20 protein-coding genes, 1 tRNA gene and 1 other RNA gene are annotated in these 25947 nt (G+C 42.4%); 20 read left to right on the forward strand and 2 right to left on the reverse strand.

From position 1 onward, the window contains the following. Nucleotides 1-5: 5 nt before the first annotated feature. Both DESYODRAFT_RS00120 and DESYODRAFT_RS00125 read right to left on the reverse strand, forming a co-directional pair. Nucleotides 6-2009, reverse strand: a complete 2004-nt coding sequence (locus tag DESYODRAFT_RS00120; RefSeq protein ID WP_007777868.1) for a methyl-accepting chemotaxis protein — start codon at nucleotides 2007-2009, stop codon at nucleotides 6-8. Nucleotides 2010-2111: 102 nt separating this feature from the next. Next, complete coding sequence (locus tag DESYODRAFT_RS00125) at nucleotides 2112-2627, reverse strand: V4R domain-containing protein (protein ID WP_007777870.1); 516 nt, start codon at nucleotides 2625-2627, stop codon at nucleotides 2112-2114. A gap of 295 nt (nucleotides 2628-2922) precedes the next feature. Between DESYODRAFT_RS00125 and DESYODRAFT_RS00130 the strand changes: the two genes are divergently transcribed. The 20 genes from DESYODRAFT_RS00130 to DESYODRAFT_RS00220 all read left to right on the forward strand — a co-directional run bounded on the left by DESYODRAFT_RS00130 (nucleotide 2923) and on the right by DESYODRAFT_RS00220 (nucleotide 25944). Further along, complete coding sequence (locus tag DESYODRAFT_RS00130; protein ID WP_007777872.1) at nucleotides 2923-5985, forward strand: ATP-binding protein; 3063 nt, start codon at nucleotides 2923-2925, stop codon at nucleotides 5983-5985. A 59-nt stretch (nucleotides 5986-6044) separates the two neighbouring features. Further along, nucleotides 6045-7166 carry a response regulator gene (locus DESYODRAFT_RS00135; protein ID WP_007777874.1) on the forward strand — a complete coding sequence of 374 codons (1122 nt, stop codon included), beginning with the start codon at nucleotides 6045-6047 and terminating at the stop codon, nucleotides 7164-7166. A gap of 344 nt (nucleotides 7167-7510) precedes the next feature. Then, complete coding sequence (locus tag DESYODRAFT_RS00140; RefSeq protein ID WP_007777876.1) at nucleotides 7511-8026, forward strand: hypothetical protein; 516 nt, start codon at nucleotides 7511-7513, stop codon at nucleotides 8024-8026. Between the two features lie 285 nt (nucleotides 8027-8311). Beyond that, nucleotides 8312-8403, forward strand: a tRNA-Ser gene (locus DESYODRAFT_RS00145). 144 nt (nucleotides 8404-8547) lie between these two features. Beyond that, nucleotides 8548-8812, forward strand: an RNA gene (ffs, locus tag DESYODRAFT_RS26855) — signal recognition particle sRNA large type. A 191-nt stretch (nucleotides 8813-9003) separates the two neighbouring features. Beyond that, nucleotides 9004-10656, forward strand: a complete 1653-nt coding sequence (gene dnaX, locus DESYODRAFT_RS00150; protein WP_007777878.1) for a DNA polymerase III subunit gamma/tau — start codon at nucleotides 9004-9006, stop codon at nucleotides 10654-10656. 103 nt (nucleotides 10657-10759) lie between these two features. Beyond that, nucleotides 10760-11104 carry a YbaB/EbfC family nucleoid-associated protein gene (locus DESYODRAFT_RS00155; protein ID WP_007777880.1) on the forward strand — a complete coding sequence of 115 codons (345 nt, stop codon included), beginning with the start codon at nucleotides 10760-10762 and terminating at the stop codon, nucleotides 11102-11104. Between the two features lie 7 nt (nucleotides 11105-11111). Next, nucleotides 11112-11708, forward strand: coding sequence for a recombination mediator RecR (gene recR / locus DESYODRAFT_RS00160; RefSeq protein ID WP_007777882.1), 597 nt, complete (start codon nucleotides 11112-11114; stop codon nucleotides 11706-11708). Between the two features lie 340 nt (nucleotides 11709-12048). Then, on the forward strand, nucleotides 12049-15579 hold the full coding sequence (gene nifJ / locus DESYODRAFT_RS00165) for a pyruvate:ferredoxin (flavodoxin) oxidoreductase (protein ID WP_007777884.1): 3531 nt from the start codon (nucleotides 12049-12051) through the stop codon (nucleotides 15577-15579). Nucleotides 15580-15714: 135 nt separating this feature from the next. Next, on the forward strand, nucleotides 15715-15969 hold the full coding sequence (locus DESYODRAFT_RS00170) for a pro-sigmaK processing inhibitor BofA family protein (RefSeq protein ID WP_007777885.1): 255 nt from the start codon (nucleotides 15715-15717) through the stop codon (nucleotides 15967-15969). A 279-nt stretch (nucleotides 15970-16248) separates the two neighbouring features. Continuing rightward, a complete protein-coding gene (locus DESYODRAFT_RS00175) occupies nucleotides 16249-16860 on the forward strand; it encodes a hypothetical protein (protein WP_242833520.1) in 612 nt (203 codons plus the stop codon). 69 nt (nucleotides 16861-16929) lie between these two features. Continuing rightward, nucleotides 16930-18018, forward strand: a complete 1089-nt coding sequence (locus tag DESYODRAFT_RS00180; protein ID WP_007777890.1) for a 2-oxoacid:ferredoxin oxidoreductase subunit alpha — start codon at nucleotides 16930-16932, stop codon at nucleotides 18016-18018. A gap of 24 nt (nucleotides 18019-18042) precedes the next feature. Beyond that, entirely contained in the window at nucleotides 18043-18792 is a 750-nt protein-coding gene (locus DESYODRAFT_RS00185; RefSeq protein WP_007777893.1) for a thiamine pyrophosphate-dependent enzyme, read from the forward strand. Between the two features lie 5 nt (nucleotides 18793-18797). Beyond that, a complete protein-coding gene (locus DESYODRAFT_RS00190; protein ID WP_007777895.1) occupies nucleotides 18798-19373 on the forward strand; it encodes a 2-oxoacid:ferredoxin oxidoreductase subunit gamma family protein in 576 nt (191 codons plus the stop codon). 43 nt (nucleotides 19374-19416) lie between these two features. Further along, on the forward strand, nucleotides 19417-19674 hold the full coding sequence (locus tag DESYODRAFT_RS00195) for a 4Fe-4S dicluster domain-containing protein (RefSeq protein ID WP_007777897.1): 258 nt from the start codon (nucleotides 19417-19419) through the stop codon (nucleotides 19672-19674). A gap of 152 nt (nucleotides 19675-19826) precedes the next feature. Further along, nucleotides 19827-20678: a hypothetical protein gene (locus tag DESYODRAFT_RS00200; protein WP_007777899.1), complete on the forward strand. Its 852-nt coding sequence runs from the start codon at nucleotides 19827-19829 to the stop codon at nucleotides 20676-20678. Between the two features lie 274 nt (nucleotides 20679-20952). After that, a complete protein-coding gene (locus tag DESYODRAFT_RS00205) occupies nucleotides 20953-22524 on the forward strand; it encodes a spore germination protein (protein ID WP_007777901.1) in 1572 nt (523 codons plus the stop codon). A gap of 2 nt (nucleotides 22525-22526) precedes the next feature. After that, entirely contained in the window at nucleotides 22527-23627 is a 1101-nt protein-coding gene (locus tag DESYODRAFT_RS00210) for a GerAB/ArcD/ProY family transporter (protein ID WP_007777903.1), read from the forward strand. A gap of 2 nt (nucleotides 23628-23629) precedes the next feature. After that, entirely contained in the window at nucleotides 23630-24721 is a 1092-nt protein-coding gene (locus DESYODRAFT_RS00215) for a GerAB/ArcD/ProY family transporter (RefSeq protein ID WP_007777905.1), read from the forward strand. Continuing rightward, nucleotides 24721-25944: a Ger(x)C family spore germination protein gene (locus tag DESYODRAFT_RS00220; protein ID WP_007777907.1), complete on the forward strand. Its 1224-nt coding sequence runs from the start codon at nucleotides 24721-24723 to the stop codon at nucleotides 25942-25944. Before DESYODRAFT_RS00215 ends, DESYODRAFT_RS00220 begins: the two co-directional genes overlap by 1 nt. Nucleotides 25945-25947: the final 3 nt, after the last annotated feature.

Here is a 25947-nt window from a genome sequence, read left to right on the forward strand (position 1 = left end):
AATTTTTATACTTTAAATGTCTTAACCAGGTTTTGAAGATTGTCGGCGCTTTCTTTGACATTGTCCGTTTCCATTTTGATTTCGTCGGCCTTATTCTTTATCTTCGATACTTTGTCGGCAATATGATTCGTTCCCTCGGAACCGGTTCCCGTTGCCCTAGCTATTTCGGCAATCCCATCCGATATTATTTTTATTGAAGCGAGAAGCTCTTGGGAAGTCGCGCTTAATTCCGTGGCCCAATTATTAATGGATTGAGCGTCTTGATCATAGTTTTCACCAACACGGACGGATTCCTTATAGCTGTCCACCACTTTTGTCTCGATATATTCCAGGGTTTGCCTGGAGCTGTCAGCCAAGTTATCGACAGCTTCAAACATAGTACCCAGTGTATTTTGAATGTCCTTTACTGTGTCTTTGGAGTTTTCAGCCAACTTTCGTATTTCCTCGGCAACGACGGAAAACCCCTTTCCGGCTTCTCCGGCTCTGGCAGATTCGATAGCCGCATTTAAAGCCAGCAGGTTAGTTTGCGCGGATATTTGCAAAATGACCTCGGACAAGGCCTTTATTCTATCCACCTCTTTGGTTTTTTCCAGGGCTTCATCCATCATTTTTTTAATGGTTAAACGGGTTTGGTCAGCCTCGGTCTGAAGTTCAAGTGAACTGCTCCTTAAGGAGACAGCTTTTTGGCTGATTTCATTAGCGGATAAGGCTCCTTCCTGAGCCTTTACCGCAACAGTTTCCACTGCATTTGCAATCTCATTGGAAGTAGCGGTAATTTCTTCGGTCGAAGCAGCGGTTTCCTCCATCCCTGCCGACAATTCCTGCACAGTCGCCGCTGCGTCTTCCAACTCGTCCGTGAGCAACCCAATATTTTGGTGAGTCTCAATGATTGCTGTATTAACTTTATTGGTTTCTGAAATGATTTTCTTCACCATTTGATGAATACTTTCAATAAATAGGTTGAAATAGCTGGACATCTCCCCAATTTCATCTTTGCCGGAGACGGCTACCCGTTTGGTCAAATCGCCGTTTCCCTCGGCGATGTCCCTCAACATGCCGGTAATGGTTTGGATCTTGCGTATAATCATAATTCGGAACATCAAAACCACGCAAATACCGATGATGATTCCTAAAACAGCCATAATAGCACCTTGATTGATGATTAGTTTTTGAGTAAGCTCTGTTACGACATCAAATCTTTGACCGATGAAAAGCATGCCGCTGCTTTTCCCCGTAACATCAATAATTGGCGTATAGGTAGTGAAATACGTTTCCCCGTTTATGGTTGCTTCACCATAATAGGCTTCCCCATTATTTAACACTGTGTCGATAATCTCCTGATTTTCCATTTTTGAGCCGGTAAGGCGGCTGCCATTTTCATCTTCAATTGTCGTAGCGATTCTTTCATCACCTGAAAATACAGTCACATCACAATTGAAAATATTTTTTTGTTTATCAACAAATTCGTTGTTGGAAAGGACATAGCCCAAGGACACGGCGCCGATAATCTGTCCGTCTTTATCTTTCAGCGGCGTGCCGGCCCGAATTGAATATTTTACGACGGCTCCTTCTTCGATTCCCACCGATTGTTCCCCTTGCAAAGCCTTCTGAATGTTAATTTGCTTAGCAATACTGTCGCCATATTTGTCGGCTTCATGGGCGCGGATAAATACATTTCCCTCTTTGTCGGTAATCACAAGATAATCCATTTCAAAGGACGTAAGCGCCAATTGTCCAAGCTCCAGCAATCCCTGGCGGTCCTGGTTTTGGAGCGCACTTATCAGTCTGGGCGAACCTTCCAGCCATTTTGAAGCATTTAACGCTTTTTGCTTCATGCTTTCAATATCGCTGTTCAGAACAAGTGATTTGTTTTTAAGTTCATTTTCTATGCTTTGACTGATAACACCATCTACAGTTGAAGAAATAATAATAAGAACTGTAACCATAAAGAGTAATACAAATCCTACCATCAATCCTGATATTTTGCTTGTTAAACTATTAATCTTCATTGCCGACCTCTCCCTTTATTTAGTGAGTTCCTTAAGTTCTATTCATCTGAATCTATCTCTTTTGTAGGGATATGATATTTTTATTGCTAATATCTATTTGATTTAGATGGCCACGACATGAAACCTGCATGTCCAATCCCCGGTTGACCAGCAGTCCGTTTCCCGGACGATGAATTGCTTGCCTGTATACTGTTCCAGAATTCCCATGATCAGGCCTTCGTCATAATTGCACACTGTTTCGCCGGTTTCTGGCAGACCCGAGCAGTCAAGGTCTTCGGATACCGTCAGAATAAAGATCATATTCTCAAAGTCCGCATGTTCAACCTCAAGAAGCCCTATCCCCAGTACAGCCATTTTCTGTTTGAGTAAATGAAAAAAGTCCTGCGGCGGCAGCTTGGGGTTAAGTTCATGCCGGCAGAATTCTTTTCCCGCTGCCCGGCCGGCTTCTACCAAAATATGTTTGACTGCCTCTTTCCCGTAGCTTTTCTCCAGGACGCCGCGGAGAGAATAGTGAAACATCCTGTAAACAGCCACATGCATTTTCTCCCCCATAGCAGGCCTGCCACGTTCAATATCACCGATATCCTTCCACTTAAAGCTCCGAAAGGGGCTTTTCATTTTATATCCGTTCCTTTCGCTTCGCTCAAGACACAAAATACGCTGAAATACATTTGGCTTTGAGCAGTTTTTTATGGAATCTTATAGCTATTGAGCACAGTTATCTACAAATCACACGAGGACGATGGGTCATACTGCCTAGGCGAAAGGTCCTAAAAGTCGTTATTATAGTAACAATGAACTCTGAACATTTTCTGGACATTTTCCCGAAAAGACCTATAAACTGTCTGTTAAAATTTCTCATCTTGAAGTAAAATATAGCAATAGGCCTAATTATTTGGAAGGGTTCTTTGTTATGAATAATATGAAAGTACAAAAATACTTTTTTTATAGTATGTTAATGATCATGACCGTAAGTATTATCATCCCGGGTATCCGTCTGCTGTCTTCAAAATCGCCTGAAGCTGTCAACGGTACGCTGGATCTGTCAAATTATGATCCAGGCAAAGACAAAACGGTAAAATTGAACGGAGAATGGGAATTTTATTATGGACAGCTTCTCACTCCTGATGATTTTATGAGCAATCAGCCTGCAGGAAGAACTATTCAAAAGGTTCCTTCAACTTGGAGTTCCTATCAAATCCAGGGCAAAAATTTACCCTCCTATGGAACCGCCACCTATCGTCTTAAACTATTGCTTCCCGAAAAAGGTCAGAGTTATGGGATAAAAATATTATGTATAGCTGCATCGGCCAGAATTTTCGTTGATGACCGGCAAGTGCTGACCTGCGGAGTTCCCGGATACTCACCTGAAACAACCGAACCGAGATATTATGCAGATACCGGTTACTTTAGTACCAACAAAGATGAGGTTGATATCCTTATTCAAGTGTCTAATTTCACTTATGCTAAAAGCGGTATCTTTTACGGGATAGATTTTGGCAGTCAACAATCTATTACTGCATTACGGATGTATAATTTCTTTATCGATACATCCTTGATTTCCGGTATGTTTATCATATCAATTTACTTTTTCGGATTAGGTTTGCAGAGAAAAAACCATCGTGAGGCAATGTTTTTTGCTTCTTATTGCTTATTTGCGGCTATTCATGCCGGCACATACTCTGAATCAATTTTAAATTATGCTTTTCCAATTTTAACATACGGTGCTGCAGCAAAAATTTTAGCTCTTTCTTTGATATTAAGCCTATATTCTTTATACAAGTCTATATATCTTACGTTTAATGTGTCTTATAGTCGCAGAGTCACTATGATCAATGACGGAATTGCAGTAAGTCTTATTCTTTCGACTTGTTTTACTGATTTTTATTTATCAAAGTATTCTCCCCTGATTAATTTATTGGGTAATGCTTATGTAGTTATTGTAGTTCTCCATATGCTCATTAAGCAGCATATCCATAAAAAGGTTCAAGGTGAATATTATATTTATACTGCGATGATCAGTGCTGCTGTTCTTTTAATAATAAGTCTTTTCATTATTATACTGCCATTGGAACCAAATCTTTTTGTTCCAGTATTTCAGCCGATTTTTATTCTGTCTCTGGCGTTGTACATGTCCGAGAAATATGAAAATTCCTATCAAACCATTGAAGAACTCAGTGGAAGGCTATCTATTTTAGATAAGCTTAAGGATGATTTTTTGGCTAAAACCTCCCATGAATTGAAAACGCCGTTAAACGGCATTATCAATATTTCCCAGTCCCTTCTGGACGGTGCGGGCGGCAGTTTAAATGCGGCGCAGGCCGAAGACATCCGGTTGATCACAAGTATAGGGAAACGGCTTTCCACTTTGGTTTATGATATTCTGGACTATTCCAAATTGAAAGTCATGGATATCAAATTAAATATCATCTGCCTGGACGTGCATCAGGTAGTGGAGTCTACCCTGGAAATTTTTCGTTATCTGATCAAAGGGAAGTCCCTTACCCTTGAAAATAAAATACCGCCCAATCAATACATGATCATGGCGGATGAAAACAGACTAAAGCAGATTATAACCAATTTGCTGGATAATAGTATCAAATTCACAGCACAAGGGAGCATTTCCCTTGATTGCTATCAGGATGGAGATTTTCTTTGGATTGAAGTCAGAGATACAGGCATAGGTATCCCTGAAATCAAGCTAAAAGATATTTTCACCTCCTATGAACAGCTTGAGGAACAACCGGCCGATGTGAGTGGTACGGGCCTGGGCTTGGCGACAGCGAAACAACTCGTTGAGCTTCATCAAGGGCGGATTTTTGCACAATCGGAACCGGGACAAGGGGCTTGCTTTACATTCTCAATGCCTCTTGTCAAAGACAATAGGCTTTTGGAAGCATTACCGGGAAACTATGAGAGGTATGACTTATCCCCGTCTTTGACCTATGAAAAGCTGCCGCACACGGTCAATGTTGGAAGCAAGTTTTCTATCCTTGCCGTGGACGATGAATACTCTAATTTGAAGGCCCTCTTAAATATGCTGACGGTCTGCCAATACAATGTTACCGTTGCCGGGAATGCAAAATCCGCTTTGCTGCTCCTCAAAGGTGCTTTACAATACGATCTTTGCATCCTTGACGTCATGATGCCGGGTATGGACGGCTATGAAGCCTGCCGTAAAATCAGGGAAGTTTATTCCCCCCTTGAGCTTCCGATCCTTTTGCTGACCGCCAAAGCTTTGCCTGATGAGCTGGAGGCCGGCTTTAGGGCGGGGGCTAATGATTTTATCGCCAAGCCCTTTGAAGCCCGGGAACTTAAATCCCGGGTTAATACGCTTGTTCAGTTGAAAAGTTCCATGGACTTGCTTCTGGAAAAAGAAACAGCTTTTCTGCAGGCGCAAATCAGGCCTCATTTTATATTCAATGCTTTAAATACGATCAGCTCTTTTTGTTATACCAATCCTGCCAAGGCGGGAGAGCTGCTTTCAGAATTTGGGGTTTTTTTAAGAAACAGTTTCGATTTCTCCAGCACTTATTCTTCTATCACGATCGAACAAGAGATCAGGCTGGTTAAGGCCTATGTAGCAATAGAACAGGCCAGGTTTGGCAAACGGCTTGAGGCAGAATACAATATTGATTTTTCTGTCTTAGATTATTGCATTCTGCCTCTCATGATCCAGCCGATTGTCGAAAATTCCATCCGGCATGGTTTGATGAAACGAAACCAGGGAGGAAAGGTTACATTAAACCTGGCGAAATGTGAGAATCGGATCAATATTCAGGTCATAGACAATGGTCTCGGTATTGCTGCTAATATACTGGACGATTTGACGAATTCGAAACTTGAAGGCCGGGGCGTCGGTTTGACGAATATTAAACGCAGGCTATTAAGCTTCTATGGTGTGGATTTAGATATTTCAAGTGCAGAAGACCGTGGAACAGCAATATCGTTCAATATACCGGCAAAGTATTGCTAATACACTTTATAACATAGCCAATTCTCATAATAATCTATTTCAGGAGGTAAAAGTGCATTATGTTAAAAGCAATTATTGTAGATAATGAGGAACCGGCGATCAATGTCCTGAAGCTATTGCTTGAAAGAACCGGACAGGTAACGGTTATTGACAGCTTTCTCAGTGCGGCGGATGCCTTAGCCAGCTTAAAAAGGGTAAAGCCGGATGTTGCTTTTCTGGATATTGAAATGCCGGAAACAAACGGTCTGGAGTTAGCTGAAAATATTCTGGCAATCATCAGTGATGTTGAAATTATTTTTGTAACCGCTTATGATCAATATGCTTTGAATGCCTTCCGGGTTAACGCGTTAGATTATTTATTAAAACCACTAACCTTTGAAGATATCGAGCAAACAGTGGCCCGCCTGATCAAACGAAAGGGTCTGTCAGCGGGCTCTGAGCATAAGCCTCCAGATAATGGGCGAATTTGTTGCTTCGGTAAATTCCTGGTATACGGAGCTGCAAGTAAGCGTCCCGTTAAATGGCGCACTTCCAAGGCGGAAGAACTTTTTGCCTATATGCTGCAAAATCTGGATAGGGAAGTTCCTAAATGGAGAATCTGTGAAGCCCTCTGGCCGGAATATAATGCGGAAAAGGTGGATATTCAATTACATACAACCATCTATAAGATGAAAAAGGTTTTATCGTCAGCCAATATCAAGTTTGATTTCAGTTTTATCAATGGCTGCTATTGGCTGAGTCTTCCCCAAGTAGGTATTGATACGGTTGAGTTTGAGTCCTATGCATCTTCCTCTCTGCCTGTTGAGGAGGGTACAGTAGAAACCTATGAAAAAGCGCTTTTATTATATAAGGGCGATTACCTGGAGGATAACGGCTATTTGTGGTCTTTGCCTCAAAAATCAGCATATGCTCAAAAATATTATAAACTGGCATTTTCCATGGCAAGATACTACATGACGAAAAATGATTATGCCGCAGCCGAAAGAATCCTTCAAAATATCCTGGAAAAGTTCCCTTTTAGCGAAGTTGCCCATGAACTGCTATTAAAATGTTACTTTGTTCAAAAGAACCAGGTTACCTTTGTCACCCATTATCAGGCTGTACGGGAATTATTTAAAACTGAATTGGGAATCGAACCGAGCAAGTCAATACAGGCCCTGTACAATGGTATTCATAGGTAGAAACCATTGTGATGCCATAAAAAGCAGCGATTACTTTTTGCAATATTGACGAATTCTTATGTTTCAAAAGCCTATATACTGGAAAGATCATTAATATAGCTGTAATTGAAGAAGCAAATACAATCCTAATGCTTTCTGTGGTACCATACACTGTTATAGTATTAAAGGTAAGAATGCAAATGAAAATTAAGATATTATAATAAAAATCAACCATGCGGAGTGTAAAAGGCCCTTTGACATGCCGGCGATGGTTTCTCTAGCATAATTTGGAGGTAATATATAATGTAACTTATGGAAAAACTAACTAACGTATTAAAGATACAGATATGAGAGGTGAAACTACATTGAAGAAGATTACGGACAGATTTTGGTTAGGTGCCATATCTGGTTTGGGAGGTAATCTTGCGAAAATTACGGTGGAACAGATTTCTAACAAAATAGGTTTTTCTAAAAGTAATGGTTACTCAACGGCCGCGGGGATTTTTCTGAAAAAATCGGATATGGCATCGCCCTATGGAAAAGCAGTAGGTATAATTGCCGATAATATGATCGCTATGGGATTGGGTGTTACCTGTATATATTGGCTTACTCTTATGGGTAAAGATAAGAGTGTCCTGAAAGGGGCCGGATTAGGTGCTGCTGAATGGGCGGTTTTATATGGAGTTTCATCCAGGATTGGTGCCACTTCCATTTTCCCTGTCAAACCTAAAGATGCTCTAGCTACCTTTTTATCTCACATTGTATTTGGAGTCGTAAAAATAACTCTAGCGATTAAGTTAGGAGATAGCCGTTTATTTAAACCGGATAATTTGGCATTAGAAATTAAAGATCCTCAGAATTTACATATTAAAAAATCCTAGTTTCGCCATTTCATTTGTCAAACGTTGCTTAATTTGCTTCTTTTCATTTGGTGAAAGTTCATTTTTGGCAGTGTCAAATAGATAATAATTATCCATGATAAAAAGCATACTGTAGGATATTTAAGGAGAAAATAGTCAATGATCAGCTAATTTAAGCAAAGAAATTCAACGATACATATATTTACAGCCCTTTAACCATTGACGTGCGTGTTTATTTGCGATATAATCTCTCTTGTTCACTAAATTAGTCAAAAACAATATTGTTTTGTTGTTTGGAGAACACTTGGAGAGGTGGCTGAGTGGTCGAAGGCGCCCGCCTGGAAAGCGGGTACATTGGGTAACCGGTGTCGAGGGTTCAAATCCCTCTCTCTCCGCCATTTTAGATGGTTTCGAGCCAAAGTATTTAACTTCGGCTCTTTTAAAACTATGGCATGCATCCATGGCGGTTCTGATCTCGTGCGAAGACAGTGTCTTCGCGGGCGCTGGCCAAGTTTCCTGGAGTTTGATATAATTGATTTTAGCCGTACTAGACGGGGAGGTAGCGGTTCCCTGTAACTTGCAGCCCGCTCTAGCAAGGTGGAATTCCCAAGAAAGGTCCACACCTGTGAAGCTGTCCTTGTAAGGCAGCAATGAGATTTGGGTCTTACGCAACAGAACACTTCGAACCGTGTCAGATCTTGACGGAAGCAGCACTAAGGAGAGCGTTTTGTGTGCCGTAAGGTTGCCTGAATCGAGTTGCCGATCAAGGTAACGTTCGGAGGTGATGGTTCGATCAAGGGTGTACGGCTATTTAATAAAGAGATAAAGGTGGTCAAGTACCATCTTTTTTGTACTATCAGAAAGTATAAACTTGCGTTATATACTTTCTAAGCATAAGGGCAACCAACGGTTCGCCTCAATCGAAAGTATGCGTTTAAGGCTCGGCGAAGCCGGGTTTTCTTTATATATGATACACTCTATTTATCGAGGGTGAAAGCATGGCTTATTTAGCGCTTTATCGTGAATGGCGTCCGAAGTTGTTTAAAGACATTGTTGGTCAAGAGCATATTACCAAAACCTTGATGAATGCCCTAAAGCAGGACAGGATTGCCCATGCCTATCTATTCAGCGGTCCGAGAGGTACCGGTAAAACGACGGCTGCTAAGATTCTGGCTAAGACCTTAAATTGCGAGCAACGAAATGGTCAAGAACCCTGTAATCATTGCTCTTCCTGTGTCAGTATTGACCATGGTTCAGCAATAGAAGTTTTTGAAATCGATGCAGCTTCAAATCGCGGTATCAATGAAATACGGGATTTACGGGAAACTATAAAATTAAGCTCGATACAAGGGAAACATAAGGTTTATATTATTGATGAAGTACATATGTTGACTACAGAGGCTTTTAATGCTTTGCTTAAGACGTTAGAGGAACCTCCTCCTCAAGTTGTTTTTATTTTAGCTACGACGGAAGTTCAAAAAATACCTTTAACAATTCTTTCACGCGTACAACGCTTTGAATTCCATCGAATTCCGGTTATAGATATCCAAAAGCGTCTGGCCGATGTGTGTTCGTCATTAAAGCGGCAGGTAGATTCGGGTGCTTTAACAGTGATTGCCCAAAAGTCGGAAGGAGGACTTCGGGATGCCCTGAGTATCTTAGATCAATGCCTTTTACAGGATGATCCAATCGGGGTTGAAGAGGTGTATCTGGTCCTGGGTATGGTCGGTGAGACCTATAGTTCCCAGTTAATAGATACAATTTCGTCATCGGATTATTCTGAATGTTTGGGTTTATTATCTGAGGGCATCCAGCAAGGAAGAGACCCCCGGCAGATCATTCGAGAACTATTAGATTACCTGCGTCAAATGCTTCTGACGGTTGCAACGGGAGAGACGCCTGCGGCAGCACCCCATATTCAAGATCGCCTGATTGGACAAAGCCGGCAAATTGGAATTTCTCGTATTTTGCGCTGGATAACCATCTTATTGCAAGGTGAAGGTCAGCTTAAATATGCGTCAAATGCCCGACTGGCAGCAGAACTTTTGCTGGTTCAGACGATTCATGGAAGTCAGCCGGCAAACACTAATGATCAGGAAGAAATCCTAAGACGGCTGTCCGTACTTGAACAACAGATTCAAGATGCAGCGGCCGTCCCCAAGAAGGTTCCTGAGAGTAAGCCTCTCATTAGTGCCAAAACGGGCCGGACGAATATACCAAATAATATAGTGAAAACAGTGAATTCAAAGGACGACATACGTTTAGAGAACATTGCCTCAGAAAACAAGCCTGATATAAGCATAGAAGTTATCCAGGCACGCTGGAATGAGGTTATGGAACAAGTAAAAAAACGCAAAAAATCCACTCAAGCCTTTTTAATGGAAGGAAAGCCGGCCCAGCTTAAAGGAAATACGTTAACCATTCTTTTTCGGGAAGGGTGTTCCTTTCATAAGGATAAAGTCAATCAAGCTGAAAATCGGCAGACGGTTGAAGAGGTTCTCAAACAATTGTTTGGCACTTCTCTGACCTTACAAAATTTCATGGAAAATGAATTTGAACCTAATCCAGAGACTCAAAACTTGGAAGAACAGGACCTAATTAATAAAACCAAAGACATATTTGGCGCGGATCTTGTGGTGGTAAGAGACTAAAACTGTCTGCGCGTTCAGACTAACTGAGTTTTCAGAAGCAGATAATTCTGATGAGTTTATAAACTCAGAGTGAATAAATACAAGAGATAGGAAGTGTTTGAAAATGGCTGGTTTCAAAGGAATGGGTGGCGGTATGGGCGGTAATATGAGCCAGATGCTAAAACAGGCCCAGAAAATGCAGGAAGATATGGCTAAAATGCAAGCGGAACTACAAACCAAAACCGTGGATGCTTCTTCCGGTGGAGGAATGGTAACTGTTGTTGTCAGCGGAAAAATGGAATTGGTCGAGTTAAAGATCAAGCCTGAGGCTGTCGACCCGGAGGATGTAGAAATGCTCGAGGATATGATTAAAGCAGCCTTAAACGAAGGCTTAAGGAAGGCTCAGGAAATGACCAGCAATGAAATGGGTAAACTGACTGGCGGTTTAAAAATCCCCGGATTGTTCTAGGTGATTTATGGACTTTTTGAAATACCCACAGCCTTTAGGAGATCTCATCAGCAGCTTGGCCCGCTTACCTGGTATTGGGCCTAAAACAGCAGGTCGTCTAGCCTTCTATCTGCTTCAACAACCTCAAGTTTCCGAGGATTTAGCAAAGGCTATTGTAGTGGCTAATCGGGATATCAGGAAGTGTTCGATTTGTTCAAACTTTACAGATCAAGACCCTTGCGCTATTTGCCAAAATACCTTAAGAGATCAGACTGCTCTTTGCGTTGTTGAGCATCCCAGAGATGTAATATCTCTGGAGAAGACCAGGGAATTTAAAGGAGTATATCATGTTCTGCATGGTGTTCTCTCGCCAATGGATGGTATTGGCCCTGAGCAATTGACCATTAATCAGCTTTTAAAAAGGTTAGATGGAATAAAAGAAGTTGTTATGGCGATGAACCCTACTGTTGAGGGAGAAGCAACCGCTTTATATTTAGCCCGGTTACTTAAGCCTATGGGAATAAGGGTATCCCGAATAGCGCATGGATTGCCTGTAGGCGGAGATTTAGAATATGCTGATGAGATTACGATTGCACGAGCGTTGGAAGGACGAAGAGATTTATAAGAGAACCTAACTTCAGATGGAGATGAACCTCCGTCTGAAGTTTTAGTCTAAATTTAGGGTTTATTTTTATAGAAGTCCCTATTTGTGAAAAACTAAACTTGTCAGATATATTGACCAGTATATTAATTGAAGTTATACTGTGTCAAAGGGGGACTATTCAGGCAAGACCTGAATACGTTCCCTCAGCATGTTTTTGTACCAGTTTCGTAAAAATTCAATCTTTTAATGCCTGATTTTCTCTTCCTTAAGTGGAATTGAAACAGGGATCGTTGGTTTAAGTAGACCCTTAACTATGAAGTCCTAAAATTAAATTAATCACATGATTAGGAGGAAAAAATTAATGGCAAAAATGAAAACCATGGATGGGAATGAGGCGGCCGCTCACGCTTCATATGCGTTTACGGAAGTCGCTACTATTTTCCCTATCACTCCATCCTCTACAATGGCCGAATTAGTTGACGAATGGGCTGCCCATGGACGTAAAAACATCTTTGGGCAAACAGTTAAGGTTGTCGAGATGCAATCTGAGGCTGGAGCTGCTGGAGCAGTACATGGTTCCCTGCAGGCTGGGGCTTTAACAACCACTTATACCGCTTCTCAAGGCTTACTGCTAATGATCCCTAATATGTATAAAATTGCCGGCGAACTTTTGCCTTGCGTATTCCATGTCAGCGCTCGTGCCTTGGCAACCCATGCCTTATCAATTTTTGGGGATCATCAAGACGTTATGTCAGTACGTGCCACAGGATTTGCAGAGCTTTCTTCTCATAATGTTCAAGAAGCCTTAGATTTAGGCTTTATTGCGCATTTGGCTACGGTTAAATCCAGAGTACCTTTCCTTCATTTCTTTGACGGATTCCGCACCTCTCATGAAATTCAAAAAATCGAAGTTCCGGAATATGAAGAAATTGGCAAGCTTTTAGATATGGATGCAGTACAGGCTTTCCGCGACAAAGCTTTAAATCCCGAACATCCGGTTCTACGTGGAACAGCTCAAAATCCGGACGTTTACTTCCAAGGCCGGGAAGCTTCTAATCGTTTTTATGATGCTATTCCAGACATTGTCGAACACTATATGCAGGAATACAAAAAACTCACTGGCCGTGAATATCATCCTTTCCAATACTATGGTGCGGAGGATGCAGAGTACGTTATCGTTGCCATGGGCTCTATTTGTGATACGATCGAGGAAACAGTTGACTACCTCGTAGCAAAAGGGGAAAAAGTCGGGGTTGTTAAGGTTCACTTATATCGCCCCTTTTCCAGCGATTACTTCTTTAAAGTATTACCGAAAACAGTTAAGAGTATTGCAGTTCTTGATCGTACCAAAGAACCTGGTGCTACGGGCGAACCTCTTTATCTGGATATTAAGGATATTTTCTATACAAGCGATATCAAACCATTGGTTGTTGGCGGCCGTTATGGCTTAGGATCCAAAGATACAACCCCATCCCAAGTATTAGCGGTCTATAAGAATCTTAAATCTGAAAACCCAGTCGATAGTTTTACCATTGGAATTATCGATGATGTTACTAATAAATCCTTAGCAGAAGATGAAATCATTGACACTGCTCCCGAAGGAACCATATCCTGTAAGTTCTGGGGTCTAGGTGCTGATGGAACAGTCGGTGCTAATAAACAAGCCATTAAGATCATTGGGGATCACACCCCGCTTTATGCTCAAGCCTATTTCCAATACGACAGTAAGAAATCAGGCGGAATCACGGTTTCCCATCTTCGTTTTGGCAAAAAGCAAATTAAGTCCCCTTATTATGTAACCGGCGCGAATTATATTGCTTGTCATAATCAGACCTATGTCAATCAATATGACCTCTTAAAAGGACTCAAGCAAGGTGGAAATTTTGTCTTGAATTGTCAGTGGACGCCAGAAGAATTGGATGAAAAACTTCCGGCTTCTATGAAGCAAGCTCTTGCCAAATCCAAAGCTAACTTCTACATCATTGATGCCGTTTCCATTGCTCGTAAAATCGGTCTTGGTTCCCGCATCAACATGATTATGCAAGCAGCCTTCTTTAAGCTCGCTAACGTGATTCCTGTGGAAGAAGCTGTTGATTATCTAAAAGCTTCCGTTGTAAAAACCTATGGTAAAAAGGGTCAAAACATCGTTGATATGAATATTGCGGCTATCGATATGGGTGTATCTTCCCTGGTCAAAGTAGAAGTTCCGGCTGTTTGGGAAAATGCGGACAACGCTCAGGCTCAGGCTGCTGCGGCTGTCGAAGAACCGGATTTCATTAAGAACATTCTTCGTCCGATGAATGCTCTTGAAGGGGACAGTCTCCCGGTAAGCACGTTCTTAGGACGTGAAGATGGAACATTCCCCGTCGGAACGGCTGCTTTTGAAAAACGTGGTATTGGTGTTATCGTGCCTGAATGGCAGATCGATAATTGTATCCAATGTAATCAATGTTCGTATGTTTGCCCGCATGCAGCAATTCGTCCATTCTTAATGAACGAAGAAGAGGCCAAAAATGCTCCTGAGTCCTTCGTGGGTAAGAAAGCCATTGGTAAAGAAGCTGCAGGGCTGCAATTCCGTATGCAAGTGAGTACCTTGGATTGTACAGGATGCGGAAACTGTGCTGAAGTATGCCCGGCCAAGGTTAAAGCTCTGGTTATGAAACCAGCCGCTGAACAAATGGAACAACAAATTGCCAATTGGGAGTATGCTGTAACCCTCAAAAATAAGAGTAATCTCTTCGATGTGACAACCGTTAAGGGCAGTCAGTTTGCTCAGCCTTTACTCGAGTTTAACGGTGCATGCCCAGGCTGTGGAGAAACTGCTTACGTTAAACTCATAACCCAGTTATTCGGCGATCGAATGATGATTGCCAATGCTACCGGCTGCAGCTCGATCTGGGGCGGCAGTGCGCCATCCGTACCTTATACTACGAATCAGGAAGGTAAAGGACCCAGTTGGGCAAATTCCTTGTTTGAAGACAACGCTGAGTTCGGTTATGGTATGTATTTGGGCGTTCGCCAACAGCGGGAAAAACTGTTTAAATTAATGACAGAAGCCTTGGAAATGGATATTAGTGCTGATCTGAAAGAAGCTTTCCAGGAATGGCTCAAAGGATGGGATGACGCTGATGCCTCTAAAGCCGCAGCAGCTAAAATCCTTGCCGGACTAAATGGATATGCTGGAGACAATAAGGTTCTGACAGAAATCCTGACTAAGAAAGATCATCTCATCAAGAAATCACAATGGATTCTTGGCGGAGACGGCTGGGCTTATGATATTGGATTCGGCGGCTTAGACCATGTCTTAGCTTCCGGAGATGATGTAAATATCTTTGTTATGGATACCGAGGTTTACTCCAATACAGGCGGACAGTCCTCCAAGTCCACTCCCAGAGCAGCCGTTGCTAAATTTGCCGCTGCCGGTAAGAAAATCCGCAAGAAGGACCTGGGTATGATTGCTATGAGCTATGGATATGTATACGTTGCACAGATCGCTTTAGGTGCTAACATGGCTCAAACAATCAAAGTCTTGAAAGAGGCAGAAGCCTATAAAGGACCTTCCTTGGTTATCGCTTATGCTCCTTGCATCAATCATGGTCTTAAAGCCGGCATGACCAAGAGTGTTCAGGAAGCGAAGAAAGCAGTTGAGGCTGGTTATTGGCATCTATATCACTTCAATCCAGATCTTATTGATGAAGGTAAGAATCCATTTAGCTTAGATTCCAAAGAGCCAAGTGCATCCTTCCGTGATTTCATCATGGGTGAAGTTCGTTATTCCTCCTTATTAAATACCTTCCCGGAAAGTGCGGAGGAACTCTTTGCGGGTGCTGAGAAATATGCAAAAGTACGCTATGACTCATACAAGCGTCTTGCTGAGCAAAAGTGGGACTAAAATTGTAAAATAGCTATATAGATCAGAGAGCAGGTTAGCCTGCTCTCTTTTTTTACTACAAAGGCCCCGGCAATTAGTTCTACTTTGTCCATACGCGCATATGATGTACTACGCAATAGGCAAAGGAGGATTTCCATGACCTTTGTTTTTTTAGGACTATTCCTGATTTTATTGGGATTAATAGTTCGCTCGTCACTAGGACAACCCCGAGTATTTCTTAAGGTTTTAATACATATTCTAGGCGGAATTGTTGGACTATGGCTTTTCAACATACTATTAAGTGTTATAGGCTTTGATATTCCAATTAATCTATTTACAATTGTACTTGTAGGATTGTTAGGATTTCCCGGAGTTTTAGCCCTATCTGTATTACAACTGCTAGGAATTTAGACGATGTCAGGAACCTATACCATCCGTGGTGGTGTCTAATCTCGAACGTCCTGTCCGAGCCATGACCATCATCCGCGATTTGATGCCGGCAAAGTTTTCAATAAAATAGTCTAAAGATAAGTATACAGAAAGTGTGCATGGGGAACTATTTAACAGTAGTTCCCCAAATTTTGTTTTTGCGTAGCCAAATACTTTAGAAATCAACAAAGAGGTGAGACCCTGAGACGGATTGTTGAAGCATATGTGGGAGAATATGCGAGCGGAAAAAGTGAATGTGCGGTGAATAGAGCGCTGGAATTGTTACATAGTTCAGAGGTTCAAAAGCCAATTACTTTGGCAGATTTAGATACCGTTGAACCCACCTATACCTTACGTCCAATTCGTGATGAACTCATGCGGCTCGGGCTTGATGTTGTGGCTTGGGCGACCTCAGAAACCATGGGATTAGGAGAAGCCGGTTCAGTTATCCGCCCGGACATGAGGTGGGTACTCAAGCGCCCCGGGAGCATTATCATAGATATCGGGTATGGGGTGCAAGGATCAAAGACTCTGAATATTATTGAAGGAGCTTGGGAGGACCCGGACCTCATGGTTCTGTTAGTGCTTAATCTTGGCCGTCCATTAACGGGTACCTATCAGGATATGCTGGACTATGCACGTGAACTGGGACCGGTACACGGATTGATTAATAATTCTCACTTAGGAGAGGAAACGTCCCTTTCCTTCATACAAGAAGGGGCGTTGATAGTGTCTAAAGTGGGTGAAGCGTTAAACATTCCTGTCGTTGCGACGACTGCGGATGAGCAGTTTCGTGCACAATTAGGCTTAAGTGATGGGTTAGGGCACCCTGTTCGTTATCTTAAACGGTTTATGCCCCACGCCTTTTGGTAATCTTCATCCTATTTCAGAAGATTATTGTTCATAGAGCTTCTTTCGGAATTTTTGGAGGTGCAAATTACTATGGAAGTAAAAAAACCAATTGAGGGAGAAAAAAGAGCGTTTATGACGGGTAATGAAGTTTGTGCATGGGCTGCGCTGGCTGCCCAGGCGGATATCATGTACGGCTATCCTATTACCCCTCAAAACGAAGTTATGCACTATTGGACACGTTTAGCTCCGAAGTTTGATAAAAAGTTTTTACAAACAGAGGATGAACTCTCCGCAGGTTTCACCACGTTGGGAGGAGTATTATCGGGAGCCAAAGCCTTTACTGCAACAGGCGGACCTGGAAACGTTCTAATGCAAGAACCAATTTCCATGGCGGAGGCCATGAGAATTCCGACGGTTATGGTAATTCAACAACGTGGAGGACCGTCAACCGCGACGGTTATTTACTCCCAACAAGAGGTTAACTTAACAACTTATGGCGGTAATGGAGAAGGACACCGCATTGTCTACTCTACAGCAACACATCAGGACCTCTTTGATTATACGATCAAAGCGTTTAACATGGCCTGGAAATATCGTTTTCCAACGTTTGTGTTAGGGGACGGTTATCAGGCTAAAATGCGGGAGTCCTTAATGATTTATGATCCGGAGTCCCGGGGAATCAAAATGGTTCAGCCGGAACCTTTAGTCGGACAACCTGGTATGCCTGGAGTTGACCGTGATCCCTCACTCCTGCGCAATACCTATAATACTGAAGAAGAACTATATGAGGTGATCAAGCAGTATCAGCAAGACTATGATGAAATGACGCCTCAAATTACCGAACATGAAGAATTTGATTGCGGAGATGCCGAGATTATCGTCCTTACGCATGGTATTGTCAGCCGGTCTGCAAAAGTTGCGGTGCGGGAATTGCGTGCAGAGGGAATTAAAGCAGGGTATTTCCGACCGGTTACGCTGCGTCCATTTCCCGTTCAGGCGCTTCAGAAGGCTTTAGACGGGGCAAAACGTATCTTTTTAGCAGAGTCTGCGGAGGGACAGTTCTACCGCCTTGTAACCCAAAGCATCTATGGTCAGACTGTGCCGATTGAGACATTATTCAAACCCGGAGTGGGAATTACGAGCGAAGAAATTGTCGAGAAACTTAAAACCACTGTTTAGTTTGTACGGGAGGAGGTATTTATTATGACGGTCGAATTAAATATGCCGAAATCATGGAGGCAAGAAACAAAACCTCATAAGTTTTGCCCCGGTTGTGGTCATGGATTAGTCTTGAAAGGTCTTGGGCAAGCAATTGACGAACTTGGAATTCAAGACAAAGTAGTTTTTGGCTGCGATATTGGTTGTTCGCTCCTTACATGGGACTTCTTTAACTGTGATACCGTTCAAACCCATCATGGCCGGACAGGACCGGTTATTACCGGAATCAAACGTGCCCGCCCGGATCGGATCGGGATTGCCTATATGGGGGATGGCGGCGGTTATGCCATTGGATCCCAGCACTTAGTTAATGCTGCTATGAGAAATGAACGAATTACCGTTATTGTCGTCAATAACGCTAACTATGGAATGACGGGCGGTCAAATGGCACCGACCACATTGCCTGGCATGAAAACAGAGACATCTCCCTATGGGCGTGATATTGATAAAACCGGCTATCCAATGCAAGGACCGGAAATGGTGGCCGCCATAGTTCGTGAAGGGGCCTATGTCGCTCGTGGAACAATGGCTAATGTCCGTCAGCTTAAGACCTTCATTAAGCGTGCCCTGGAGAATCAAATAGCAGGCAATGGCTTCTCGTTCGTGGAGATTCTCTCCTCTTGTCCAACCAACTGGAGCACGAATGCTAAGGATACCTGGAATTTCGTAGAGCAGGAAATGCCTAAATTCTTTAAAGTCGGAGAACTTAAGGTTCCCACGAAGAAGGAGGAGTAGGTAACGTGGCAAAAGTCATTAAAATTGCTTTAGCAGGTGAAGGTGGTCAAGGGGTTCAATCCGTAGCCCAAATTATGACGAATGCTGCTAATGATGCAGGAAAAGAGGCTCTCTACATTCCTAACTTTGGAGTAGAGCAACGGGGTGGAGTTTCCATAGCATTTTGTCAGATCTCGGAGGATAAAATAGGTGCGCCAAAGTTCGAAAAAGGAGACATTGTCATTGCTTTAAGTGAGCGTGCTGTTGTTCGCTGTCAACAGTATGTCGGCCGGGAGACAATCTTTGTTTATGAGGCTTCCATTGAAGGGGCTGATGAATATCTGCCTCAGAATGCAAAGCGGGTTTTGGCAATTCCCGCTTTAAAAACAGCGAATGAAGAGCTTCATCCCCGGGTTTTTAATGTTATCATTTTAGGTGCTACCCTCAAGGCGACAGGTATCCTAAGCTTAGAAGATGCCCGAAAGGCATTAGAGTCAAAACTGGGGTATAAGTTTGAGCAAAATCCAAAGCTTCGGGAATTGAATTTCAAAGCACTCGAACGCGGTGCTGAGATTATCGAAGAACTCTTAGTAAGTAATTAAGATATTCCACCGCGAGATGCCACTGAGAAAGGAGGGACCTCCTGTGTCCTTAAAGGATAACGCCATCACCATAGACGGACCAAAAGCCCAATGGACAATCTTCCCTCACCTCTGCAAAGGTTGTGGCTTATGCATCGAAAAATGCCCGGTCAAAACCTTGGAATGGTCAGATAAGCTAGGTGTCTATGGAACCCCTGCACCCCATGTGAAAGAAGAAATTCCTTGTATTGGTTGTAATATGTGTGAACTCGTATGCCCGGATGCTGCAATTAAGGTTTATAAAAAAAGCGTTCGAAAATAGCGATAAGACGTTTGAATAGCTTACAGAAAGAGGACTACTATTCGAGATAGTCCTCTTTTATGTTACCAAATGGATGCCATGATCGTTGGAACTCTTACGCAATTAATTTCTGGTCTTATAAATTAATCAAAATTAAAATTTGGAGAGTACATATGAACTCGGATTTTTGGACGAATACAATATGGTATGTAATATTAGGTCTTATAACGGTCTTAGAAATAGTTTATTTTATGTCTAAGTCAGAAAATCGCAGTCTTACATTGGCCTTTTACCTGACTATCTTGGGAATCACTCTTAACTTTGAAACTATAATTCTTATTTTTCTGGAAGGGTATACTTATTATCCAAAACTGCTTCAGAATCCGCCAATTCAATTTCATGATGTCCTTGCGGGCAATCTTTTTTCTCAGTTTTCTGTATCGGCGACTATAGTCTTGGCTACGGTTCTTAATTTAAGGTATTATTGGTATTTTATACTTGCCGGGATCTATGGACTTATTGAAACACTTTTTTTGGCACTAGGAATCTACAGCCATAATTGGTATCAAACATGGATGACCGTAGTTCTGCTGACCTTGTCGTTCTGGTTAGCTAAAATAATATACCTTAAGATTATTAAAGGCGTAAAGCCTATTTATTATTATGGATATATTTATTTGGGATTATTTCCGCTTGATAATATCACTCTAAATTGGGGTTTGATGTTAACAAGGCATATTGATTATAGTACAACTCTTTTTAGTGATCCCATTCACAGCCGGTTTTTTATAGTATGGTTTCTATTCAACTTATTAGCCTTTTCTTGTATAGTGATTCATTTTTTAAGGCTGAATAAAATTTATAAGTTTTTGATGATTGCCATGCTGTATTTTGTTTATTATATTGGGTATCGTTTAAATCTGATTTGGATCAAAGAAGGCTGGTTCCTATTGCTTTCAACGGCATCAATCCTTTGGATGTATTTATCGGTTGTCATCATGGATCAATTATATAAATCCAGGTAAGCAGAGTATGGAGTCCCGCTTGTAAATGCGGGAAGCTTGAAGAGTAAATCCAATCGGATGGCAGAGTAAATCAAAAGGTTACAGGATGACTCTTACCTTAGAATTAGTATAAGGTAAGAGTCTTATTTTTTGAAAGTAATATCAGATAGGTATTTTTAAGATCAAAGAAGGTAGGGGCTGGGCTTTGAGGACTGCTGGCAATGGATCGATTGCCCTTACCGGAGAATAAACGACTCATAGTCGGACAAAATAAGTTAGATTGGAGGGAGACAATATGAAGCGTTGGATGAACATGTTCAAAGAGCTCACCGTACGTCCAAAGGGAGAACGTAAGATACGTAAATCCCCCTCGTATGCATTTGACGAAGATCTGAATAAGCCTTTATCCGGACAAAAGGTAAAGGAAATTCTATCGAAAAGCAGCGATATGGTGTTCCGGGAGTTTTCCCTTCAAGGAAAAGAACGAATTCCCTGTATGTTAGTAGTGGTTGATGGACTTATTAATAAAGAAATAATCAACGACTTTGTACTTAAGCCTCTTATGGGTGATTTGTCCAATAATCGGGAATTGTCCCAAGTAACCTTAGCCAATGTTGTCGATACAACAATGCAAAGCTTAATCCCAGGAATAGAACTAAGAAAAATATCTAAGATGAGTGAGGCCATAGATAGCATTTTATCCGGGGACTCCGTTATTTTTTTTGGAGACTTGACTGAGGCAGTTGTGATTGGTGCCAGGGGATGGCCGAATCGTGGTGTAAATGAACCAATCGCCGAGTCGATTGTCAAAGGACCTCATGAGGGGTTTTCGGAAACTCTTCGTATTAATACCTCCCTTTTAAGACGCAAGATCAAACACCCCGCCTTAAGGATAATATCGTTGAAACTGGGCGACATGACAAATACGGAGCTTGTGGTTACGTATATTGAAAAAATAGCGAGTCCGGATATTATCTCCGAAGTCTTGATAAGATTAAGTAAAATCAAGATGGATAGTGTCATTGACGTTGGATATATTGAGGAAATGATTGAGGATAACCCCTATTCTCCCTTTCCGCAAATTGCTTATACCGAGCGGCCGGATGTTCTGGCAGGAAAGCTTTTGGAAGGAAAAGTGGGCATTATGCTTGATGGAACCCCCATAGTGCTATTGCTGCCCGCAGTCTTGACTCAGTTTTTAAGTGTCAATGAAGACTATTATCAAAGGGCCATGACGGCAATCCTTTCCCGCTTTGTGAGGTATGTAGGCGCATTTGTAGCTGTTGTAGCTCCGAGCACTTATATTGCAGTGACCACGTTTCACCAGGAAATTATACCCACAGATCTTCTGATGAGCATTGCGGCAGGGCGGGAAGGGGTACCTTTTCCGGCGTTATTAGAGGCGCTGACCATGACAATTGTTTTAGAAATATTGCAGGAAGCGGGGCTTCGTTTACCAAAGCCAATTGGGCAGACGATTGGAATTGTCGGGGCACTTATTATCGGCGATGCAGCTGTGACCGCCGGTTTAGTCAGCCCGCTGATGGTTATCATTATTGGACTGACTGCCGTAGCCAGTTATGCTATTCCCTATTATGATTTGAGCCTTGCAGTTCGGCTGATTCGATTTCCGCTTATGATTTTGGCGGGTATTCTTGGCTTTTTTGGAGTGGCTGTGGGAATTTATGCTATCATTATCCATTTGCTGAGCCTTCGTTCTTTTGGGGTGCCTTACACTAGTCCTATAGCCCCGCTGCGTATCCGGGCCTTTCTGCAGGATACCTTCGTCCGGGCTCCATGGTGGGCGCTGAAGCGTCGTCCCCATCTGATCGACGTAAAAGAACCCCGGTCAAATGGAAAGAGGTAACCATGGAAAGAATTTCTCAACATCAATTTGTAACCTTAGGAGCGGCCGTACTTATGGGTACTACGTTTCTCCCGGTAGCATCAATAGTCACTTTAGCCGGCAGCCGGGATGGCTGGATGAGTGTCTTACCTGGATTTGCAGTGGGAGTTCCTTACGGTCTTATGGTACTTTCCCTTTCGGAACAGTATCCGCGCCAAAATCTATTACAGATTTCGGAAATGCTCTTGGGTAAATGGATCGGAAAACTGGTAGGTTCCGTATTCATTTTAGTCACTGTTTATCTGGGAAGCTTGTTACTTGGGCAGGTGGGGGATGTTTATCAGGCATCGATTATGCCGTTAACCCCGCTCTGGCTGTTCTACCTGGGGGGCATTTTACTCGTTCTCCTTCTGATACAGTCCGGAATCGAAGTATTTGCTCGCTTTTCCGAACTGGTCTTTCCACTGATCGTAATTGCTTTACTTCAAAGTATAGTTTTCTCTATTCCTCGAATCGAGCGAGGGGAGCTTATGCCGATTATGAGCGAGGGGGTTAAACCAATTTTTCTTGGAGCATTCAAGGTAATGCCCTTTGTAATGACTTATATGCTCTTCTTAGCCGTACTTATTGCTTTTGTGCCGGTTGGGAAGCGAGAGTTTGGTCAATTAAGGCGGGGGATTTGGAAAGTAGTTTTCATGGTGGGTATTCTCGACATGTTGGTTGTCTTAATCCAACTCCTTGTGTTTGGACCAACGGAAACCATTCGTTTGGTCTATGGGTTACTTGTCTTAGGGAAGATGGTGGAAATAAGCCGGACGGTTGCCGGAGTTGAATCCTTATTTATGGGGGTTTGGTTTGGTGCCGCTGTAATAAAAATTGGGTCTCTCTTTTTCGCGGCGATTTGGGGTTTAGAAACTATTTTTGGCTTGAAGGGATCAAAATGGAGAGCAGTTATGTGTGTCGTATTTTTAGGAATAGCCTTCATGTATGAAAGAGGACCTTCTTTAATTATAGAAATTGGATTTGTCGACGAGTATCTGATAATGCCTTTTGTATCTGTTTGGATACCGGTTCTTTGGGGTGTGTCACGCTGGAAGAAAGCCCAATCAGGAGGGAAAGGGTAACAATGGAAAGAATCTCGTCACATCAATTTATGATTACAGGGGCAGCGGTCCTTATGGGTACAACCTTTCTCCCCGCTGCATCCATCGTGACTAATGTTGCCGGCCGGGATAGCTGGATGAGTATTTTGCCTGGCATGGCTGTGGGAATTCCTTACGGCTTAATGGTAATTTTGCTTATGGAACAGTATCCGGGCCAAAATTTATTGCAGGTTACTGAAATACTTTTTGGAAAATGGATTAGTAAAATCATCGGCATACTATATATTTCAATTACGGGTTATTTTGGAGGGTTGCTCTTGGCCCAAGTAGGGAATATTTATCAGTCTGTGATTATGCCACTTGTCCCTATTGGAATGTTCTATCTTGGAGGACTGCTGATCGTTTTTTACTTGGTTAGTTCGGGGATCGAAGTATTTGCTCGTTTTTCAGAAGTGATTTTTCCACTGATTGTGGTCGCATTAATTTTGAATATTGTGCTCTCCATACCGCGCATTGAACCAGGAGAAGCGCTGCCTATTTTAGGTGAAGGAATAAAGCCGCTTTTTTTAGGGGGGTTTAAAGCAATGCCCTTTGCTATGGAATACATTCTTTTTGCAGCAGGAATTCTTACGTTTCTGCCTACCGGTAAGCAGGAACTTACACAATTGAAAAAAGGAGTTTGGCGGGCCGTTTTATTAGTAGGATTTCTAAATATGTTGGTCGTCTTAATCCAGATGTTGGTATTTGGACCGCTGGAAACCATCCGTCTAGTCTACGGATTACTTGTCTTAGGAAAGATGGTGGAAGTAAGCCGCACGGTGGCCGGAGTTGAATCTTTATTTTTGGGAGCTTGGTTAGGGGCTTTGATTATAAAGATTAGCGCCTTCTTTTTTACAGTAACTTGGGGCTTGGAAACTGTCTTTAAGTTGAAAGGGTTAAAATGGAACCTCGCAGTGGGAGCCATATTTATGGGGATTGCTTTCAGGTTTGAAAAAGGACCTTCATTAGTTACGGAAATTGGACTTGTCGATGATTATCTCATCTTACCGTTTGCATCCATTTGGATACTTGCCCTTTGGGGATTCTCACGCTGGAAGAAAGGAGCGGGTATTTAATGAAAAGAGGCAAAGGACGCAGGACAGGACTTATAGTGATCCTGATTACCGGCCTTTTGTTGTTGCCGGGGTGTTGGGGTAAGCGGGAAGTTGAGCAGTTGGCACCTTTATTAGCAGTAGGGTTTGATCTTGGGCAAGAACCGGATTCTTTTCTCATTACGGCACAATATGCAAGGGTAAAAAAAACTGGAGGAAATAGTGCAGAGATTATGGACCGGACATTTAGTGTGGAAGCTAAAAGTGCCAGGGATGCTTTTGATAAAATTGCCAAAGTTACCTATCGGACCCCTTTTATAGGTTCACTGAAGGTGATACTAATTGGCGAGAGTGTGGCAAAAAACGGAGGCTTTAATGATATATTGGATTTCACACAGCGCTTTTCTGAATTTCGCCGATCAATGTACTTAGTTTTAGTTAAAGGGAAAGCTCAGGATATTTTAAACTTAAAATTACGCGCGGGATTATTGCCTGGGATTGCTATTAAAAATAACATTGAAGGCGGAGATGAAATATCGAGTTTCCCAACGGTACGCTTGGGGCATTATCTTACCATTCAGGGCAGAAAAAGTACGGCGCCAATTTTTCCGGTCGTTGAAAGTGTAAAATCAGGAGAGGGCATTGAATATAGTGCAGAAGGCCAAGGTGAGGCCGGAGAGATGAGAATAGATGGCGCTGGGGTTATGAGCGGGGATCGCTTAGGGAGTTTTCTGACCGATCAAGAAACCAAAGGGTATATGTGGCTGGAGGATAATATTATAAATCGTTTAATAGACTCAGCGGATCTTGAAGAAAACGGTGTAAGGTTTGGAGGGCAAGTTATAAAATCCAGTACAAAGTACAAAGTCAAAGCAAGCAACGAAAAAATGGAATTGCGGTACGAGATTAATGCAAGTGTTGCCATCGATGAAATTCTGGGATTAAAGAAACAACTATCGGGGCCGGAATGGGTAGAATTAGTCAAAGAGTCAGAAAGGAGCTTTGCCAGGGTTATTGAGCAAGAATGTGAGGCTGCGATTAAAAAGCAGCGAGAATTAGGGCTTGATTTTTTGGGCATAGGGCGGCATATTGAACAGAAAAATGCAGCCTATTGGAAGACAATTAAAGATCAATGGCAAGAGATGATAGCGGATTTTCCAGTTGCTTTAGACATTAAAGTCACAGTTCATCATTCTGGAATGTCGAGCAGCAGCGCGACTAATTCTGCGGGAGAGGGGCAAGACTAGAGG

It is taken from the genome of Desulfosporosinus youngiae DSM 17734 (assembly GCF_000244895.1).
In the GTDB taxonomy this organism is placed as follows: Bacteria; Bacillota; Desulfitobacteriia; order Desulfitobacteriales; family Desulfitobacteriaceae; genus Desulfosporosinus; species Desulfosporosinus youngiae.

Bases quoted from the DNA above. Each gene is read 5' to 3' on its own strand.
- DESYODRAFT_RS00120 (WP_007777868.1), bottom strand. From the start codon at position 2,009: ATGAAGATTAATAGTTTAACAAGCAAAATATCAGGATTGATGGTAGGA.
- DESYODRAFT_RS00125 (WP_007777870.1), bottom strand. From the start codon at position 2,627: ATGAAAAGCCCCTTTCGGAGCTTTAAGTGGAAGGATATCGGTGATATT.
- DESYODRAFT_RS00130 (WP_007777872.1), top strand. From the start codon at position 2,923: ATGAATAATATGAAAGTACAAAAATACTTTTTTTATAGTATGTTAATG.
- DESYODRAFT_RS00135 (WP_007777874.1), top strand. From the start codon at position 6,045: ATGTTAAAAGCAATTATTGTAGATAATGAGGAACCGGCGATCAATGTC.
- dnaX (WP_007777878.1), top strand. From the start codon at position 9,004: ATGGCTTATTTAGCGCTTTATCGTGAATGGCGTCCGAAGTTGTTTAAA.
- DESYODRAFT_RS00155 (WP_007777880.1), top strand. From the start codon at position 10,760: ATGGCTGGTTTCAAAGGAATGGGTGGCGGTATGGGCGGTAATATGAGC.
- recR (WP_007777882.1), top strand. From the start codon at position 11,112: ATGGACTTTTTGAAATACCCACAGCCTTTAGGAGATCTCATCAGCAGC.
- nifJ (WP_007777884.1), top strand. From the start codon at position 12,049: ATGGCAAAAATGAAAACCATGGATGGGAATGAGGCGGCCGCTCACGCT.
- DESYODRAFT_RS00170 (WP_007777885.1), top strand. From the start codon at position 15,715: ATGACCTTTGTTTTTTTAGGACTATTCCTGATTTTATTGGGATTAATA.
- DESYODRAFT_RS00180 (WP_007777890.1), top strand. From the start codon at position 16,930: ATGGAAGTAAAAAAACCAATTGAGGGAGAAAAAAGAGCGTTTATGACG.
- DESYODRAFT_RS00185 (WP_007777893.1), top strand. From the start codon at position 18,043: ATGACGGTCGAATTAAATATGCCGAAATCATGGAGGCAAGAAACAAAA.
- DESYODRAFT_RS00200 (WP_007777899.1), top strand. From the start codon at position 19,827: ATGAACTCGGATTTTTGGACGAATACAATATGGTATGTAATATTAGGT.
- DESYODRAFT_RS00205 (WP_007777901.1), top strand. From the start codon at position 20,953: ATGAAGCGTTGGATGAACATGTTCAAAGAGCTCACCGTACGTCCAAAG.
- DESYODRAFT_RS00210 (WP_007777903.1), top strand. From the start codon at position 22,527: ATGGAAAGAATTTCTCAACATCAATTTGTAACCTTAGGAGCGGCCGTA.
- DESYODRAFT_RS00215 (WP_007777905.1), top strand. From the start codon at position 23,630: ATGGAAAGAATCTCGTCACATCAATTTATGATTACAGGGGCAGCGGTC.
- DESYODRAFT_RS00220 (WP_007777907.1), top strand. From the start codon at position 24,721: ATGAAAAGAGGCAAAGGACGCAGGACAGGACTTATAGTGATCCTGATT.